An 18916-nucleotide genomic window follows, 5' to 3' on the forward strand; every position below is an offset into this window, starting at 1 on the left:
ATTAATTAAATCATTTTACACATATTATGATAATAGGTTACTTTGGCGATCCAGGATCATACACCTCAATGGCGGCAAGGCTCATGCTTGGTGGCAGATACGTTAGTTACAGGTCAATACTTGATATAGTGAATGCAATAGAAAGGAATGAACTGGATTTTGGCGTTGTTCCAATAGAGAATTCAATAGAGGGGCAGGTTGGACAGACATATGACATCATTTATTATAAGGATATATATATAAATTCAGAATATTACATGAAGATTGATCACTGCCTCATTGGAAATTCAGAGATAAACAAAATAAGGTTTGTGCACTCACATCCACAGGCATTGGCACAGTGCTCAAATTTTATAAATAAAAACGGGTTTATACCCGTGCCTGAATATAGCACATCATACGCAATAAAAACAATCAGTGAGATTAACAATGATGAGCATGCCGCAATAGGCAGTGAGGAGGCCGCAAATCTATATAATCTAAAGATAATATCAAAATCGATACAGAATAATATAAATAATTACACAAGATTTATATCAATATCAAAACACATGAACGATCATGGTGATAAATATTCTATAGGTTTTTCTCTTGAAAACAGGCCAGGCTCGTTATCAAGGATATTAAATATTATATCAGCCTTTAATATTAACATGACAAAGATAGAATCAAGGCCATACGCAAAAAATCCATTTTCTTACATATTTTTTATAGATTTTGAGGACAATGGCTATGGCAATGTATTAATTGATATAATAAAACGTGAAACAATAAATTTCAAGCTCATTGGCCTTTACAGGAAATCGGGCATTGAAACAGGTTATTAAATGTTTTTATAATATTGATAATATTCAATGATTATGAATAAATAATATCCATGCAAATGATAATAAATTATGTACAATTATAATAAAAAGCCATTATTAATATTCTATGAAACAACAAAGGCCTGTGATTTACAGTGCAGGCACTGCAGGGCATCATCAATAAGTGAGCCCTTACCGGATGAATTAAATACAAAAGAAAGTCTCGATTTCATTCGATCAATAAAATATTTCGGAAAGCCATATCCGGTTTTGATATTAACCGGCGGGGACGTCATGAAAAGAAAGGATATAAAAACATTAATAGATGAGGCAAATTATTACGGTATACCAGTTTCCATAAGCCCTGCGGCAACAGATCTTCTCGATGATGATTTTCTTAACTATGCAAGAAATCGTGTTGCATCGATTTCACTGAGCCTTGACGGTCTTAAGGAAAATCATGACTGGCTAAGAAATAAAAACGGCCTCTTTGAAAAGACAATAGATCTTGTTAAAAAAATAAAAAATATGAATATAAAACTTCAAATAAATACCCTTGTTTATAAAAGAAATATTATGGATCTGCCATATATACTAAAAATATTGACTGACAACAAAATCGATGTCTGGGAGCTTTTCTTTTTAATAAGGACCGGTCGCGGCATAGACCAGGAGGATTTAAGTCCACAGGAATACGAGGATGTAAATCACTGGTTGTTATTTGCCAGTGGTTATATAAATATAAGAACGGTTGAATCCCCAATGTTCAGGCGTATTATTGACCAGGGAAATAAAAATTATTCTGGAAAATTATACAGTGACCTTGTTAGATCAACGATATCATTGCTTGGAGAACCTGAAAAAAGAAGGATTCTTAGATCAGTAAATACCAGGGATGGAAAGGGCATAATCTTTGTTTCATACAATGGTGATGTTTATCCAAGTGGCTTTTTACCGGTTTCTCTTGGAAATATAAGGAGCACAAGCCTTATAAGCATTTACCAGGAAAACAGTGTTTTACAGGCGTTAAGAGACAGTAAAAATCTAAAGGCGCCATGTGGTACATGCTACTGGTCAGATTCATGTGGCGGATCAAGGGCAAGGGCATACTCATATTTTCATGATATACTTGGATACGACCCTGCATGTATAACAGGCTATTTATGATATTAATTTTAAATATGAACCTGCAATTGTAACTATGATGCCTATGGCAATCATTATAAAAATCCAGAAGCGCCAGCTACCGGCCGTGGTTCTGCTTATAAAGTAGCCAACCAGTCCCAGGGCGGCATAGGATATTAAAAGTGGAATATATATATTATGCGGCACCAGCATGCTTGACATTAAAGGTATCAAAGCACCGGTGAAGCCAAAAAAGGACGATATCAAAGTGCCTATAAATGCCTCAAGAAGTATGTCACGGCCAAGTCTGCCCCTTAAAAGATACCTTGTTGATCTGAGATTAAGCTGCCTTGCAGTTCTGTGCAGTTCCTCATTTAAACCTGCATAATCTGCTATGAAAAAACTGAACATACCTGCAAATGCCGATCCAAAGGAGATTTTAAGTGCAAGAAATGGGGTTATTCCCATTGATACAATGCCACCTGACGCAAGTATTAATGCAGTTATTATTCCATCTGAAACACCTATTGAAAATGGGAATAAAAGATTCTGCCTCATTTTATTATGTGCCTTCCGGTGGCAACCTCATCAATGGAGTGTATTGCACAGCCCATCTCCTCTATTGTTTTTATAAGCTGATTATAATTAATGTTTGTGCCCTCGACTATTATGCTGGTGCCCATGGTCTCCATGTCCATCTCTGTAACGGTTATCTTTACAGCCTCCACGCCTGGAACCTCCTCAATGGAACCGGCAAGCTCCGTTAATGTTGGCCTGTTCAGGCCCTTATCAACATCAAGCAATATACGCCGTAAGTTCATAATCAATATCACACCGGATTATAATAATTCAATATTTAAAAAGCATTTATTTATTTTTCTATTTCTTAAAACATTATATAATCATTTTAAACTGATTTTATCATCGATGTTTTCAATCAATTTTTTGTGGCCATAAACATTTATATAACCCTTTAAAAGCCTGCAGTAACTAAAACCGAGACCGTTTATTATCCTCCTTATCTGTTTTTCACAGTATTTTATATTCTGGTCCTCTAAAAAGCACTTAACATCTATAATAGAAAATGGCATTTTTTCATTGAGGTAATTTATTAATATTTCCATTTGGGAACTATTTAGTTTACAGTGCCTTCCTTTTTTTGATTTGTTATTTTTAATGCAGTTTTTGATGATTTTATAACCATACTGCCTTGAAAAGCCGCAAATACGCGATGCATTATTAACGCTTACACCTGATAATATTAACCTTATGAATTTTAGGCGTTTTAGCTCCCTTTCATGGTATTTTATCCGGTTATTAATGGATTCTAATGAATAAAAAGTCATATTTTGAAGTAATTCATCATATTTTGTCATTAAATATCACATTGATCATGATATTTATAAATAATACATAAAAATAATGTAAATTTGTTTTTTTCCAGAATTTTAAATTTTAAGTCATAGATATTGATAAACTTTCGATGAATAAGAAAATTATTGTCGCAATAGTTATAGCAGTGCTGGTTGGTGCTGGAATCGGTGCCGGGGTTACCTATGTATCAATACATAAACCAGTGGTAAAACCTGAGGTAAAACCAAGGGTGACAGTATACAGGGAATACAATGGCATGTACTTTCCATATGCCCTTAAGGTAACATTTTATAAAAACAATGAATCAAAGAATTATGGTTTTCCATCAAACTGGCCTGTTACATCGTATAATACAACACATGAAACAGTTTTTACAACAACAAATAAACTTTTAAACAAAGGCGTTTCATGGAATATACCTATTATAAACTATGCCGGGGGCAATGCCATACCATTAAATGTTACAGATTCAAATTTACCGGCAGCACATAACATAGGAAATAAATCCGCGCTGACAACGATGACACAGTACATGGGTGAACCACTTGGTGTAACACTATCGAACAATCTGGTTTACGTTGAGGAGGATACAGGCCCAGGCTCAATATTTGCATTGAATCCATCAAACGGCAGCATCGTATGGTACGCCACAGGCCTTGCATCACAGGCAATGAACAATCCAATAGTATACCATGGTATTGTTTATGTTACCGTTGGGGACACGGGTTTTAGCTTTGCACAGATAGAGCATGCACTTCACAATGAATCAAATAAGGTAAGGCGTGGTTTAACTTACGGTGCAATATACGCATTTAATGCAACAGACGGTAAATTACTGTGGATGAACTTTACAACCGGAGAAACAATGCCATCACCAGCAGTTCATGACGGTATAATTGCATACGCCGATGGCGGCGGCCAATTTATTGGATTAAATGCAACGACAGGTAAGGTTTTATGGTCAGATCACTTCGGTGGCTTCTTTGACAACATGGGCAGCGTTACATATTACGTCCTTCCAAATGGAACAACAGAATTTATAGCAGGTTATACATTTGTTGGTGCACCCCACGGTTTAATTATAGCAGTAAATGGTACCAATGGCAGGGTATTGTGGAAAACATCAATGAAAAAGCCATACGTTCCATATGATACCGGCATGGGCGATGTACCTCTTGCGGTCGATCCTGAAACAGGAATGATATATCAATCCGCAATAGCAAACTATAACTCAACCTCAGGAAGGGTCGATACTGTGACAATGGCAATAAACGCTGTAAATGGAAGTGTTGTCTGGGAGACAAACATAGGTCGTGGTTATGTTCCACCGGCATTTAAGGGCGGCATACCATTAATTTATCATAACATGGTTTACACCGGGGATCAATCCACCGGAAGCCTTGTTGCACTTTATGCAAACAATGGAACAATAGCATGGTCATTGAGATTGCCGGATGTGCATCTGCCACCAAAATCACCAGGAGGCCCAAGGGGATCACCTGTTTATTATAATGGCGTTCTATTTGTCGGTGCTGATTCATACATATACGCAATAAATGCAACCACAGGATCTTTAATAAATAAGTATTACATAGGCGGCAGGTTTGGAATAGTAAATCCTGTAATAGCAGGAAACACAATGTTTTTAACAAATTCATACGGCTGGGTTACAGCCTTACCGCTTACTGAAATAGATCCAGGTATATAAATAATATAAAATTTTCATCAATATTTTTCATTTAAATTATAATAAAAACTTATTTTACATAAAAAAATAGAAAATTTATATATAATATTTTAAAATATGTCTATGGGGGAGCCGAAAAGGCTGAGAGGATCTAAAAAGATCGACCCTTTGAACCTGATCCGGGTAATACCGGCGGAGGGATTTTAGTGGAATTGAATGTCGACATTTATGAAAAAAGAAGCTGGGACTATCTTGACAGTGTTTCAATCATAGCACTCGCCTCCTCATTTTTTATGTGGGGCGTTGCACTGAGCATAGCGCCGTTGATAACAACATGGCCTTTTATACCTGTTAAATATGATGTGTTTATAATAGCCACATCACCTGCAGGTCTGCTATTTGGTAATCTTTTTCTCGGCATATTCTCAGATCGTTTTGGCAGAAAGCGCTTATTCATGTTAACTGTAGTCATTACTGCAATAGGTCTTTTAATAATAGCACTTTCATATTCGCTTTTATTAATAATACCTGGAATCTTCATGGCCGAATTTGGGCTTGGCGGTGATGAAACTGTTTCTCTTGCATACATTGCCGAGATGCTGCCAAAACGCTACCGTGGCACGGCCATTGCAGAAACAACAAACATGGCAAATATAGCAATAACCATAATGGCAGGAATATTCATCTTTGTAAATTACTCATTATACAATGAAAAGGTATCACTGCTAATAATTGCAATACTGGGTTTTATAATAGCATTCTTTTCAAGGTTAAAAATCAGGGAGAGCATAAGATGGGAGGCATATCATAAAGAAAAGCCTGATAAAAACTTATTTAGATACTTACCGCTTGGCTTTATGGGCATTGCAATAATAGTTGGCTTTGCATTCTCTGATCTTGTGCTTGGTCCATTCGAGTTTCCAAAATATTCTGCAATAATAATATTTTTCTCGGTTCTTGCCGAGTCTCTCACAGGTATAATTGCAGGTTTAATTCTTGGCCGCTCAAAAAGGAAAAATCTTGCCCTGTTTGGATTCACAGGTCTTTTTGTATCCTGGCTTTTCCTTGTGATATTTCTAAAAGATGTGCTTTTTAGCATTTCCCTGTTGATAATAATATTAATAATCAATGGCGTCACAGGTGAGTTTGGCTGGATGGCACGTGGCATGCTGGAACCTGAAAATTTTCTAACGTCATTTAGGGGCACCGGTGTTGGCATTGTTAGATCCATTGGATATTTAATATACATATTCACAGTATTCGCGCTTTATAATAGCAGTATTACGGTTTATGCATACTATTTACTCATCATATATTTAATAGGCTTTGCAGGTGCAGTAATATACATGCTCTATGGAAGGGAAACAAATAATATATTAATTCATTGATTTTTTATTCTGTTAATCTCATTTTTTAATTTTATAAAATCATTCTCCATTTTGCTAAGCACGGTTTTTGACCTCAACGCTGCCGCAGGATGATATGTAATAAAATATCTTTTGTTTATAATCGTTCCATGGTTATTTTTTATGTCATTGATCCCAAGCAAAGACTGTGCTGCTATTCTTCCAAGAATTACTATGATCTTGGGGCTTATTACATCAAGCTGCCTCTTCAGATATGGAAAACAGGCATCTATTTCAGATTTATCCGGAACCCTATTTTTTTCAGGGTAAAACTGAACAACGCTTGTTATGTAAACGCTCTCCCTGTTTATATTTATCATTGAAAGCATGGAATTTAATATCCTTCCGCTCCTGCCAACAAATGGTCTTTTCATTTCATCCTCAGTTTTTCCTGGCGCCTGGCCAACGAAAACGATCTCTGCATTGTAATTACCCTCGCCTGGAACAAAATTCCTGCTGAGCCTCCAGGTCTTTATCATATCAGGTAGCTTCATGTATTCCATGTTTATCTCGTTAATTGCATCCCTTCTTGTAAGGTACTTTTCCGCGTAATAAACCATGTCCTTCTGGTTTATGTATCTTAGCCTCCTCAGAAGCTCGTGATAGTTCAGCCATTCATAAGAAACATGCTCCTTTGAAATTTTTATCTCGTTATTATTGTACTCTGCAAGAAACATCTTTGTATGCTTGTTTATAATTTCATCGCCTTTGTTAAATGAGTAGTTCATTGTATAAGAAAAGAAGGCTTCAATATCATTTTTGTCTATCATTATGTTTGTTTCCTCAAACGTTTCCCTTATCGCCGCATCAAATTCATCCTCGTTTTTTTCTATGTGCCCCTTTGGAAAATCAAGCCAGCCCTCTGACCTTAAAAGAACAAGGTACTCATACTCAACATCTTTTTTGTATATAATAATACCATAACTGTACTCGTCCATTAATAAGAATAAAAAGATTGTATTAATAATTTTTAATTTAATGACCCTTATAGTCAGGCTTTCTTTTTGACAGAAATGCGGAGATTCCTTCTCTAAGGTCGTCTGTTGAGTACAAAACACCCACGGCAGCAGCCTCAAAATCAAGGCCAGAATCAAAATTCATCTCTGAGTATATTAATTTCTTTGCCAGATTAACAGACACAGGGGCGATCCTTTCAGAAAGGTCAACGGCATATGTCATGACCTCATCATCATTTTCAAATAATTTATTAACTATGCCATAGTCAAGAGCCCTTTCACCCGTTATCCTCTCCGCCGTAAGTATCATTGAAACGGCCCTGGACATGCCTATTAATTTGTAAAGACGCTGGCTACCGCCGTAGCCGGGTATAAGTCCAAGAGATGTCTCCGGAAATCCAAGAATTGAAGACCTGGTTGCCATTCTTATGTCACAGGCCAGTGCAAGCTCAAGGCCACCGCCAAGGGCATATCCCTTTATTGCCGCAATAAATATTTTACCTGTTTTTCGTATCCTGTCAAAGACCCTCTCAACACGCTCTGCATTTTTCATAAAATCTGCTGAATTCCTGAAGAACTGTGATAGATCGGCACCTGCAGAAAAGGTATCCCTTCCTGTTATAACAACGACATTTATATCATCGTTCTTTGATATCATGTCTATCTCATCATTAAGCTCATCGACAAGTTCCTTCGTAATTAAATTGTTTTTACCGTTGTTAAGTAATAATTTTAAAACCCTGTTGTTTTTTTCCTCAATAATATATTTATTCTTCTTTTCCTGAACCTCTGGAACAGAGATCTTTTTATGTATTATGGCCTTTAAATTGCCGGAATCTATTGATTTTGCAGGTTTAAACGTTTCAAATTTGGACATTTCATAGAGCTTTAGCAGTGTATCCTTTACCTCCCTGTTTGAAAGGCCCTCTGCCACGCTTATCGGCCCGAATGGCCTGTTAAGCCCGTACTTTACACCGGTTTCAATATCCTCAGGTGTTGCAACGCCATCCTCTATGAGCTTAACCGCCTCATTTATCTCAAGCGCAAAGATATCCATTAGATTTATCTTATCACTTGGATTAGCCCTTGGAATTAAGGCCTTTCCGTTCTCCCATTTGTAAAATCCCTGGCCTGTCTTCATGCCCTTTTTCCCTGAGTTTACAAGATCTGATATAACAGTGCATTTCTTATAATCCTGAGATAATTCATTTCCATAGTAATCAAAGAGATCCTTTATTACGTCCAGGCCAACGTAATCAAATAACTCATATGGGCCCATGGGCATGCCCTGGGCCTTTATATATGAATCGACCTCCTCAGGTTTTGCAAGGCCGCTCTGGTATATAAAGCAGAAGAGCAGCGTCTCCGGTCCGGATATCCTGTTTACAACAAACCCCGGGGTATCCTTCATGACCTTTATTGGTATCTTTTTAATGGACTTTGCAAGGTTATAAACCTCATTGAATACGCTTTCTGCCGTTTTTTCTCCCCTTATAACTTCGACGAGTTTAAGTACAACCGGCGGATTAAAGAAGTGCATGCCAAGGAATCTCTCTGGTTTGTCTATATGCTCCGCTATCTCTGATATTCTTATACTTGATGTGTTCGTTGCTATGATTGAATCTGTTTTCTTTGATACCTCTGATAGCACCGATGTTTTTATATCAAGCCTTTCAGGAACGGCCTCTATTACGAAATCAGAGTCCATTAATGCCTCGTCAAGGTTTCCGTGGAATTTTATTCTGGATTTTATCTCGTTTAAATCCTCCTTTTTGATCTTTCCGGAGTTTAAAAGCCTTGAAAGGCTGTTATCTATGGATTTTTTTGCATTTTCAATTGCCGCCGGAAATGAATCATATAAATTAACGTTGTATCCATTCAGCGCAAAAACCTCGCCTATGCCATGGCCCATGAGGCCGGCACCAATAACTGTTATGTTCTTTATCATGATCATTAAATCAGAAATTATTATTTAAATGTTTATTAAGTTATCAGAATAAACGGTTTATGAAACTTATTTTATTATTTTGGATTACTAATAAAAAGTTTTTAAATTATAATGACCGAAAACATTATTAATAAATGTTATATGTAAATGCATGAATGGTTTCGATTTAACAATAAATAACCTCCTGGAAACCGCTGCAAGGGACAATGGAGATCAAAAGATTGTGTACATGGGTAAATCAGTGACTTATAATGAATTCTATAAAAATGCTTTAAATTTATCAAGAAACCTTATAAGGATAGGCGTAAGGAAAAATGATGTTGTGGCTGTAATAGACTATGACTCGCTGATGTACATGTATGCATACTATTCAATACCGATGATTGGCTCAATTCTACACACCGTTAATATAAGGTATCCGCCTGAAATAATCTTTTACACAATGCAGAGGGCCGATGATTCATACATAATGATCGATGAGAGCTTTATGGGTCTAATTGTTAAGAACAGAGATTATCTAAACTTTATAAAGGGTATCATCGTAAATTCTGCAGGGCACAGGCACTTTGATGTAAATATTCCTGTTTATTATTTTGACGATCTTTTAAAGGATTCCGATGCAAAGTTTGAAGAGCCTGACGAAAATGATACCGCAACGTTGTTCTTTACATCAGGAACCACGGGACTTCCAAAGGGCGTGTCATTTACGCACAGGCAGCTTGTACTCCACTCAATTGCATCAATAGCAGCATTATCAAACGAGCCTATTAAATACAATATAAATGATGTTATAATGCCCCTGGTTCCAATGTTTCATGTCCATGCATGGGGAATTCCATACACATCGATTATGAATGGATTAAAGTACGTGCTCCCGGGAAAGTACGATGTGCCAAGGATACTTGAAACCATGGCGACTGAAAGGATATCAATGTCTGCAATGGTCCCAACAATACTTTATATGCTTTTATCGGATAAAAATGCAAAGCAGGCATTCCAGAATTTAAATTTAAAGGTGATAATTGGCGGTGCTGCATTAAGCCGTGGTCTTGCAGAACGTGCACGCGCCTATGGCATTGATGTGGTAAGCGGCTACGGCATGTCTGAAACGGCACCGATACTCACACTCGGTGTTTACAACAGAAAGGTAATAAACAAAAGCGATGAGGAAAAATTTGAATTCAGGCTAAAAACAGGAATACCAATACCAATGGTCAGCCTTAGAGTTGTTAATAATAACCGGGACGTTGAAAACAATGGCAAGGAGATAGGCGAGATCATTGTAAGGGCACCATGGCTGACAAAAGGATACATAAAGGATGAGGAAAAAACAAGGGAACTATGGAAAGACGGCTGGCTGCACACAGGTGATCTTGCAGTTGTTGATGAATATGGTTATGTAAAAATTGTTGACAGGGAAAAGGACGCAATAAAATCAGGTGGTGAATTCATACCATCCCTGATACTTGAGGATCTAATAAGCACGATCTCTGGTGTAAACGAGGTTGCTGTAGTGGCAAAGAGCGATGATAAATGGGGCGAGAGACCTGTGGCATTTATAAATGGAAACCTCAGCGTGGAGGAATTAAAATTAAAGATGATGGAATTTGTGGATACAGGCAGAATAGCAAAGTTCTGGATCCCTGATGATTTCATCTTTGTTAATGAAATGCCAAAGACAAGCACCGGTAAGATAGATAAAAAGGTGCTAAGGGAAAAATTGAGGTGATTAAAATGGAGGATGCATATATAGTTTATTTCAAAAGGGTACCATTCTCAAGGGCAAGGCCAAATGACCCTGAAAGGGATATGTACAACGATTTAAGGATGGACGATCTTTTATCAAGGCTGATAAGAAAATCTGTTGATGATACAGGAATAAATCCAGAGGAGATCGGAGACGTTATAACAGGCTGTGCATTCCAGGCAGGTGAGAACTGGACATACGGCGGCAGGCATCCGGTTCTTTTATCGGAATTGCCGGTAAGTGTGCCTGCAATGTCGCTGGACAGGGCATGCTCATCCTCATTAAACGCGGTTTCAATTGGCGCAATGGAGATCATGTCAGAAAAATCTGATATAGTAATAGCAGGTGGCATGGAGCACATGACCCATGTGCCGCTTGGCATATCAAATCCTTATATAAAACCGAATATGTCCTTAATGCTGAATCCAAGATATTCAAAATATGACATGAACGTTTCATATAACATGGGATTAACAGCAGAAAAGCTTGCTGCACTAAGGGGAATAACCAGAAAGGAAATGGATGAATATTCATACAATTCACATTTAAGGGCAAGAAAGGCATATGAATCTGGCTTTATGAAGGATGAGATAATGCCAGTTACAGTGGAAAGGGATGGCGAGGAAATAAAAATAGAAAAGGATCTTAGCATAAGGGACGACGCATCACTTGAAAGCATGGAGGCTTTAAAACCGGCATTCAAACCAGATGGAATAATAACAGCCGGCAACTCGGCCCCACTGAACGACGGTGCATCAATGGTAATGCTCATGTCTGAGAGGGCCATGAATGAATATGGTTTAAAACCAATGGCCAGAATAGTTGATTTTGCCGCTGCCGGTGTCGATCCGACGATAATGGGCGATGGTCCTGTGCCTGCAACAAGGAAGATCCTTTCAAGGAATAAAATCGATCCACAGGATATAGATCTCTGGGAGATAAACGAGGCTTTTGCCGTTGTTGTTTTAAACGCTGTAAAATCATTTAATCTGGATTTAAAAAAGGTTAACATCAACGGTGGCGGGATATCAATAGGCCATCCACTGGGTGCAACAGGTGCCAGAATAGCAGGTACACTTGCAAGGCAGCTTGCTAATAAAAGAAAGAGGTATGGCATAGCAACGCTGTGCGTCGGCGGAGGCCAGGGATACTCATTGTTAATGGAGCGTATCTAAATGTTTGAGGAATATGATGATTTCAGGAAGAAGATCAGGGAATTTGCGCTCGAGAATTTCACAAATAATGATATAAGGAAATACGATATGGATGAAACATATCCAGACGAACTAAGAAAAAAGGCTATTTCATTTATTGATATGGCAAATCCAATAAAGATCGTTCTGGCCATAGAGGAGCTCTGCAGGGTCGATGCCGGCCTTGGCATAGCGGTAACCACGCCATACTTTGGAAATGAGATTATAAACCTTTTTGGAAACGATGCACAGAAAAAGATACTTTTAGATGTAATGTCAGGCAGGAAGATCCTGGGCCTGGGTGTTACAGAGCCAACTGGCGGCAGTGATGTTGCAGGATTAAAGACAACGGCGGTTAAATCAGGAAACAAATACATAATTAATGGCAGCAAGATCTTTATAACAAACGGCAGTATTGCGGATTACATACTGGTTCTTGCCAGGACATCAAATGAATCAAAGAGGCATCTTGGTTTAAGTGTTTTTCTTGTTGATACAAAATCAAAGGGCTTCTCGGCAAGCAAATTACATGGAAAGCTTGGTGTTAGGGCAACCGACACGGCCGAGTTAAAATTTAATGATCTTGAAGTTGACGAGTCCATGCTTGTCGGGGAGGAGGGCATGGGATTCTATTATATAATGATCTTCTTTGATATAAGCAGGGTCTACGTTGCGGCACAGGCACTTGGCATAGCCGAGGGTGCCCTTGACTCCATGATGAAATACGTTAAGGAAAATAACATCAGGGATGAAAATACAATGTTTGACATAGCAAGAGTTTATACAAGGGTACAGGCAGCAAGGCTTTTAACCTACAATGCAACAATGAACCTTGTAAACAGCGTTACAAAGCCAGAGGATACAAGTGCGGCAAAGGCCTATGCAGGTGAAGCAGCCGTTTATGCTGCTGAGAAGGCACTTGAAATAACAGGGTTATCCGGATACAGGTACAACCTTGATATAACGTTCAGAAATGCAAAGATCATGGAGATATGGGAGGGAACAACAGACGTTGAGAATTTAATCATAGCAAGAACACTTTTAAAGGGTGATTAATAATGGAGGACGAGATTAATATAATACGTGACAATATTAAGGAATTCTCATCAAAAAATCTTGATGAAAAGGAAATAGAGGCAAATGGATTAAATAATATGCTTGAAAAACTATCGGCCCAGGGTATAATAAATGGCACAATTGAATCAAAGTACGGTGGCCTGGAGCTTGATAAAAAAACTGGCATGGCCATAATAGAGGAGGTTTCAAAGTACTCGCCATCTGCGGCATTTTATTCATATATTACTGGAATATACATAAAGGCTGTTTCAGGTTCTGAAATAGAGGATACATCAAATGACATAGCAGCAGGCAAAAAAACCGCATCAATAAGCTTTTCATACAAAAATAATGATAATAAAATATACGATGTTTTTTTCTTAAGCAATGAAAATGCACTTGCCGTTATCGATAATGACTTATATTACGTTTCAGGTAAATATGAAATAAGGGATTCCCTTGGATTTAAAGGCCTGAAATTCGGGGATATGGAAATAGAGAAAAAAACAAAAATAGGCGAATCAGAATCATTTTTTAACGCAGTTAGATTCATGGATCCTGAGCTTTGCTCGATGTCTCTTGGTTTAATGTATGGCTCCATAGAAAAGGCCTTTGAATACTCAAAGATCAGATCACTATTTAACACAAAGATAAAGGACTTTGGCCCTGTTGCATATACGATCTCAGATATAATGAGCAGGCTTGAAATTGCAAGGCACTATCTATACAGCAATGGAAAGATTGAATTTGCAAAGAATTTTATATCATCAATGCTGGTTGACGTTACAAGAACTGCAGTAAACATACACGGTGGTTATGGATTCTTTGTTGATTTCGGCATTGAAAAGTACTACAGGGATGCTGTAACACTGAAATCAATGTTATTTATGAACATAAAAAACGAGCTTTCAAATTATGTTTATGGGGATAAAGCCGGCTTTATATAAATTTTTATATCATCATTGCATTTTTTATTAATGCCATTAAAGATTGTGCCTGTGATAACGCCGTTTAAGAATAATGTTTTGGATATGGATATTTTAAGAGAACACTGTGAAAGGCTCTTGAATTCAGGCATCGATAAGGTATTTCTGGCAGGTACCAACGGCCTTGGGATATCCCTGGATTTCAGCGAAAAGCTAAAAATAATAAACGAGCTTGATATCGACGGTGATAAATTAATAATCCAGATAGGATCATTGAATCTAGAGAAGAGCATGGAGCTTGCCAGGGCTGCAAGGGCAAAAGGATACTTTGCCATAGCATCTGTGCCCCCATACTATTACAGCGATCTTGATGAAAATACAATAATAAGGTACTTTTTGGATCTTTCCAGGCATTATAAAACAATTGTTTATAATTATCCAAAAATGACAGGCCATGACGTCAATGCAAGGATGTTGAAAAGGATTATTGATTCAGGTGGGGATATTATAGGTGTTAAGGATACTGTGAATGATATAATGCACATGCTCGAATATAAAAACATTGAAGATGATCTCATTGTACTGGCAGGGCCCAGCACACACATATTTTCTGCATTGAGATCTGGTGTTGATGGTACAGTGTCGGCAGCAGGAAATTACATGCCAAATATATTTAGATATCTATCAGATCATGTTTATTCAAATAATGCATTCAAACTTCAGATTTTAATAAACAGTGTTATAGATGCATCGGCGCATTTTGGAATATACTCTGCTAATTACAGCCTTGTAAAAATCATAAAGAAATATTACTGTGGTGAGCCCAGGCCACCGTTCTATCCATTAACAGAATCTGATGAAAATAATCTGGAAAAAATTATTAAAAATATATTAAAAGACGGTGATAATGTTTAAATAACATCATTTGCACGCTTTGAATCAAAGTATGGATACCTTATATTGTATCTGCTAACAGAGTATTCCAGATAGTATACCAGGGATTTTATGTAATCCTCGTAGTCGCTTACATCATCTAGAAGAAGCCTTCTGTACTTCTTCTGCAGAAGCTCGTTCTCAAGTTCCTGTGCATTCAGCTCACTCTGGAGGAACTTAATTATGTTATCTATAAATGCCACATTGTTATCCCTTCCACGTTTTAAATAATGCTCCTTTGCATTATCAAGGATCTTATAACTGCGATCAACATCACCCATCAATATTGACATCTCAAAATTTGTTAATATTTCATACATGTTCATATAACACCACCCGCATAAATACTTATTATTTTGAAAAATATATCCGGATAGATACCGGAAAGAACCGCCAGCGCAAACAGGCCAAGGAGTATAAGGAACTCAGGTTTATTTAGATCCTTAATGGACCCAAGGTTCTCGTTATAAGGGCCAAACAAAGCCCTCTGCGCTGCCCATATCAGTGAGGCTGCTATTATCATAAGGCCTATAACTATTATTATGGAAAAAGCGCCAATGCTCTGGAACGATGATATAATTATGGAAAACTCGCTTATAAAAGGTGTAAAACCAGGAAGACCAAGTATGCCAACAAATGCCATTAATGTGAATCCTGCAAGGAAGGGCGCATTTCTTGTTATGCCACCAAGCCTGTATATCATCTCTGTTCCGGTCTTTTTATAAATTATAAACAACGATGCAAAGGCCATTGTTATTAAAAACGATGCGGCAATGATCTGGTACATGCCACCGGACGCTGCAAGCACACTAACCTTTCCATGTGATATCAGTGAAACGCCAAAGGAAATCAATACAAAGGAAAGATCGGCAGCGCTGAGATATGCCAGCATCATCTTAATGCTTTCCTGGAAAACAGAGGCTGTTGAAAAGTATATTAAACTCAGTATGCCAAGGCCTATTAATATATATGAAACATCATGCGATAATACGTTTATTAAAAGTGGGTACATTATGCCGAATAGACCATAGCCCCCCATCATACCAAGGCCACCTGCAAGCATCACCGTTCCGGAGTATGGCGCTGAATTGTATGAATCTGCAAGCCATCCATGCAATGGAAAGATCGGCAATTTTATTAAAAATACCAGGAGCAGCGAGAATATTATAAAACCGGCGCCAAATACAGGTATTGTTGAAAAGAATGTATAGTTCAGAAGCTGCTGGAATGAAAATGATATTATATGAAAATCTATGTAATAGTAGGTTGCAAGTGCAAAGAATCCAAGCAATAGAAAGAGAGAGCCAACATGCATGTATATAAAGAACTTTATTGAAATTGAGCGCCTCTGTAGCCTGCCGTACCTGTAAATTATAAAGAAAACAGCAAGTATTGCTATCTCCCAGAATATAAAGAAGAAAAGAAAGTCCCTGGAGATAAAAAGACCTATAAGACCAAGGCCTGCGGTTGCTATCAAACCGGTTGATATACTATCCTCCATGTTTGATATTAAAAGCGCAAAGATTGTTATTATATATGCAACGGCGCTTAGCGAAGCTGTTAAGCCGGTTAAACCTATGCTAAAATCTATGTCTATGTATTTATTAACTGCAAGCGGGAACTGTGATGCATCCATTATGCCTGAATGATAGGATGAAAATGTTAAAATAGAATAAACAGCGAAAATCAAGAATAAAATGAAGAATGATATTATTCCAAAAGCCCTGTGATATCTTTTAATGAAGTATGTTGCAGCAGTTGCAATTATTGTTAATATGAATATTAAAAAAAGCAATGACATCATATTATTCTCACCACCTCGACTATGAGAAATACTATGGCTATGCCACCAATCATAAATATCATGTAATAGTTTAAAAGCCCTGCCTGTATTTTTCTAAATGCATTTCCAAGGTTTATGAATTTTGAAAAGGCTTTATCTGTATCAATTATGAAATATTTGTTTATGTATGAAATTCCATGCGAGAATGAAACAAAGGCATCCTGTGCTATGTAATATGTAAATAACCTATCAAGATAGAATTTGTTTCTTACAATTCTTGAGAATATATTGCTATCCTGTATTCTTATTCTGCCGATTGATACAAGGTATGCTATAAATATACCTATTACCACATATATCAATGGAAGTGCATCTATTAAAATAGGCGGCGTGTAAACGTATGCATTGTTATATATGTAATGATAGAATGGTACCTGGAATATACCAAGTATTAAGGAAAGAACTGCAAGAACCATTACAGGTATTAAATATACAAGCTTTGGGTCCCTTGCACGCTCTGCAAGCTTTGACCTTGGCCTTCCAAGAAAGACCTTAAAGTACATTCTAAATATGTAAAGCGCCGTGAATATCTCACCAAGGGATAATAAAAGCCATGGGATTATATCTCCAGATCTTATGTAATATAAATATGCAAATGAAACTATTGTATCCTTTGAATAGAAGCCTGCAGTCGGCGGAATGCCTGCAAGCGTTATGGAGCCTATAAGCATTAATATTGCAGTTGCCGGCATCCTTTTAAACAAACCGCCCATGTATCTTATATCACGGTTCTCAAGGGTCATTATCATTATCGCACCGGCAGCCATGAACAATAATGCCTTGAATATACCATGTACAACAAGCTGGAACATTGCAAGCGGCACAGCTGTATATCCAATAAATGTTCCAAGGCCAAGTGCCGCAAGCATGTATGCAAGCTGGCTTATTGTTGAATATGCAAGTATTCTTTTTATATCATTCATTGCAGTGCCAAGTATTCCGGCAAATATTGCTGTAAATGAGCCTATTATGGCAACGGCCACCATGGTTCCGGATGTCACATCAAAGAGCGGGAACAGTCTTGCAACAAGATATATGCCTGCCGCAACCATTGTTGCAGCATGTATCAGCGCAGATACCGTTGTGGGGCCCTCCATGGAATCAGGAAGCCAGACATGCAATGGAAACTGTGCCGATTTTGCTATTGCACCTGATAATATAAGTGCCGTTGACAGCGTTAAATTAAATGAACCGATCCTTGTTAGAATAAAATGTGGATGTGCTATTATAAAAGGTATGCTTAACGGTGATGAAACATAGTTTGCAAGGCCAGAGAATAAGACACCAATTCCAACGATGAATAAAACATCGCCAACCCTTGTAACAATAAATGCCTTTTTTGCGGCAGATGCTGCATTTGGCTTAAAATACCAGAATCCTATTAAAATATAAGACATAAATCCAACTATTTCCCAGAAGAAGAAGAAAAATGCAAGATTTGATGATACTGTGAGGCCCAGCATTGAGAATATAAATATTCCTATCTCTGCGAAATACAGGTTCTTTCTTGGATCATCTTTCATATAGTACATTGCATATAAATTTACCATAAGGGCAACAAAAGACACAAAAAGCGACATTATTGCAGAAAGATGATCTATGTATATACCAAAATTAATATCATAAAACCACTGGTATGATTTGTATATAATGCCAGACGAATTTATCTGCATGTATGCCAGTATTGATAATATAAAGGATGCAAGAATTGCAAGGGACATCAAAACGCCTGCAATCCTTTTATAATATTTAGATAGTATGTACTCCAAAGGTGCCGCTATCAATGGTGATATGAATATAAAAAAGTATGAATCTCCATTCATTTATCATCACCCTTCTGTGGATTATTCGAAGATAGATGAACGATATCGTCATATGAAATATGCATAATTTCACCTTCTGGCATATAGATATTG

The 18916-nt window shown here is 37.5% G+C and carries 17 protein-coding genes and 1 riboswitch; of the genes, 9 read left to right on the plus strand and 8 right to left on the minus strand.

The genetic code is table 11. From position 1 onward, the window contains the following. The first annotated feature begins 26 nt into the window (after window positions 1–26). Together B8780_RS05660 and B8780_RS05665 are read left to right on the plus strand one after the other, a co-directional pair. Window positions 27–827: a prephenate dehydratase gene (locus tag B8780_RS05660; RefSeq protein WP_084272950.1), complete on the plus strand. Its 801-nt coding sequence runs from the start codon at window positions 27–29 to the stop codon at window positions 825–827. A gap of 69 nt (window positions 828–896) precedes the next feature. After that, the gene (locus tag B8780_RS05665) at window positions 897–1973 is read left to right on the plus strand and encodes a TIGR04053 family radical SAM/SPASM domain-containing protein (RefSeq protein WP_084272951.1); all 1077 of its coding nucleotides are present in this window, start codon (window positions 897–899) and stop codon (window positions 1971–1973) included. On the opposite strand, the gene B8780_RS05670 is transcribed toward B8780_RS05665, so the two are convergent. From B8780_RS05670 to B8780_RS05680, 3 genes are all read right to left on the minus strand, one after another. Next, window positions 1968–2489 carry a hypothetical protein gene (locus tag B8780_RS05670; RefSeq protein ID WP_011177816.1) on the minus strand — a complete coding sequence of 174 codons (522 nt, stop codon included), beginning with the start codon at window positions 2487–2489 and terminating at the stop codon, window positions 1968–1970. The two genes, B8780_RS05665 and B8780_RS05670, sit on opposite strands and share 6 nt — an antisense overlap. Further along, the gene (locus B8780_RS05675) at window positions 2486–2752 is read right to left on the minus strand and encodes a DUF211 domain-containing protein (RefSeq protein ID WP_011177817.1); all 267 of its coding nucleotides are present in this window, start codon (window positions 2750–2752) and stop codon (window positions 2486–2488) included. Before B8780_RS05675 ends, B8780_RS05670 begins: the two co-directional genes overlap by 4 nt. An 81-nt stretch (window positions 2753–2833) precedes the next feature. Further along, a complete protein-coding gene (locus B8780_RS05680; RefSeq protein WP_084272952.1) occupies window positions 2834–3307 on the minus strand; it encodes a helix-turn-helix domain-containing protein in 474 nt (157 codons plus the stop codon). Window positions 3308–3414: 107 nt separating this feature from the next. On the opposite strand from B8780_RS05680, the gene B8780_RS05685 reads away from it, so the two are divergent. Beyond that, the gene (locus tag B8780_RS05685; RefSeq protein WP_084272953.1) at window positions 3415–5013 is read left to right on the plus strand and encodes an outer membrane protein assembly factor BamB family protein; all 1599 of its coding nucleotides are present in this window, start codon (window positions 3415–3417) and stop codon (window positions 5011–5013) included. 94 nt (window positions 5014–5107) lie between these two features. Then, window positions 5108–5210: riboswitch (TPP riboswitch) on the plus strand. After that, complete coding sequence (locus tag B8780_RS05690) at window positions 5199–6380, plus strand: MFS transporter (protein ID WP_084272954.1); 1182 nt, start codon at window positions 5199–5201, stop codon at window positions 6378–6380. Its footprint overlaps the riboswitch before it by 12 nt. Here B8780_RS05690 and B8780_RS05695 read toward each other — a convergent pair. After that, window positions 6374–7336 carry a uracil-DNA glycosylase family protein gene (locus tag B8780_RS05695; RefSeq protein WP_084272955.1) on the minus strand — a complete coding sequence of 321 codons (963 nt, stop codon included), beginning with the start codon at window positions 7334–7336 and terminating at the stop codon, window positions 6374–6376. The genes B8780_RS05690 and B8780_RS05695 overlap by 7 nt on opposite strands. A gap of 37 nt (window positions 7337–7373) precedes the next feature. Beyond that, entirely contained in the window at window positions 7374–9302 is a 1929-nt protein-coding gene (locus B8780_RS05700) for a 3-hydroxyacyl-CoA dehydrogenase/enoyl-CoA hydratase family protein (protein WP_236719397.1), read from the minus strand. Window positions 9303–9453: 151 nt separating this feature from the next. Here B8780_RS05700 and B8780_RS05705 point away from each other — a divergent pair, with 151 nt between their 5' ends. The 5 genes from B8780_RS05705 to B8780_RS05725 are packed head-to-tail and all read left to right on the plus strand — an operon-like array spanning window position 9454 to window position 15139. Continuing rightward, complete coding sequence (locus B8780_RS05705; protein WP_084272957.1) at window positions 9454–11031, plus strand: fatty acid--CoA ligase; 1578 nt, start codon at window positions 9454–9456, stop codon at window positions 11029–11031. A gap of 5 nt (window positions 11032–11036) precedes the next feature. Next, entirely contained in the window at window positions 11037–12224 is a 1188-nt protein-coding gene (locus B8780_RS05710; protein WP_011177824.1) for an acetyl-CoA C-acetyltransferase, read from the plus strand. Next, window positions 12225–13298 carry an acyl-CoA dehydrogenase family protein gene (locus tag B8780_RS05715; RefSeq protein ID WP_084272958.1) on the plus strand — a complete coding sequence of 358 codons (1074 nt, stop codon included), beginning with the start codon at window positions 12225–12227 and terminating at the stop codon, window positions 13296–13298. A 2-nt stretch (window positions 13299–13300) separates the two neighbouring features. Beyond that, window positions 13301–14245 carry an acyl-CoA dehydrogenase family protein gene (locus B8780_RS05720; RefSeq protein ID WP_011177826.1) on the plus strand — a complete coding sequence of 315 codons (945 nt, stop codon included), beginning with the start codon at window positions 13301–13303 and terminating at the stop codon, window positions 14243–14245. Window positions 14246–14275: 30 nt separating this feature from the next. Beyond that, window positions 14276–15139, plus strand: coding sequence for a dihydrodipicolinate synthase family protein (locus tag B8780_RS05725; protein WP_084272959.1), 864 nt, complete (start codon window positions 14276–14278; stop codon window positions 15137–15139). On the opposite strand, the gene B8780_RS05730 is transcribed toward B8780_RS05725, so the two are convergent. The 3 genes from B8780_RS05730 to B8780_RS05740 are packed head-to-tail and all read right to left on the minus strand — an operon-like array spanning window position 15136 to window position 18823. Next, window positions 15136–15483, minus strand: a complete 348-nt coding sequence (locus B8780_RS05730; protein WP_084272960.1) for a hypothetical protein — start codon at window positions 15481–15483, stop codon at window positions 15136–15138. The genes B8780_RS05725 and B8780_RS05730 overlap by 4 nt on opposite strands. Beyond that, window positions 15480–16961 (minus strand): NADH-quinone oxidoreductase subunit M, encoded by a 1482-nt coding sequence (locus tag B8780_RS05735; RefSeq protein WP_084272961.1) that lies wholly within the window; start codon window positions 16959–16961, stop codon window positions 15480–15482. The genes B8780_RS05730 and B8780_RS05735 overlap by 4 nt, the downstream gene beginning before the upstream one ends. Then, complete coding sequence (locus tag B8780_RS05740) at window positions 16958–18823, minus strand: NADH-quinone oxidoreductase subunit 5 family protein (RefSeq protein ID WP_084272962.1); 1866 nt, start codon at window positions 18821–18823, stop codon at window positions 16958–16960. The genes B8780_RS05735 and B8780_RS05740 overlap by 4 nt, the downstream gene beginning before the upstream one ends. Between the last annotated feature and the right edge of the window lie 93 nt (window positions 18824–18916).

Origin of the sequence: Picrophilus oshimae DSM 9789 (assembly GCF_900176435.1) — an archaeon.
GTDB lineage: Archaea > Thermoplasmatota > Thermoplasmata > Thermoplasmatales > Thermoplasmataceae > Picrophilus > Picrophilus oshimae.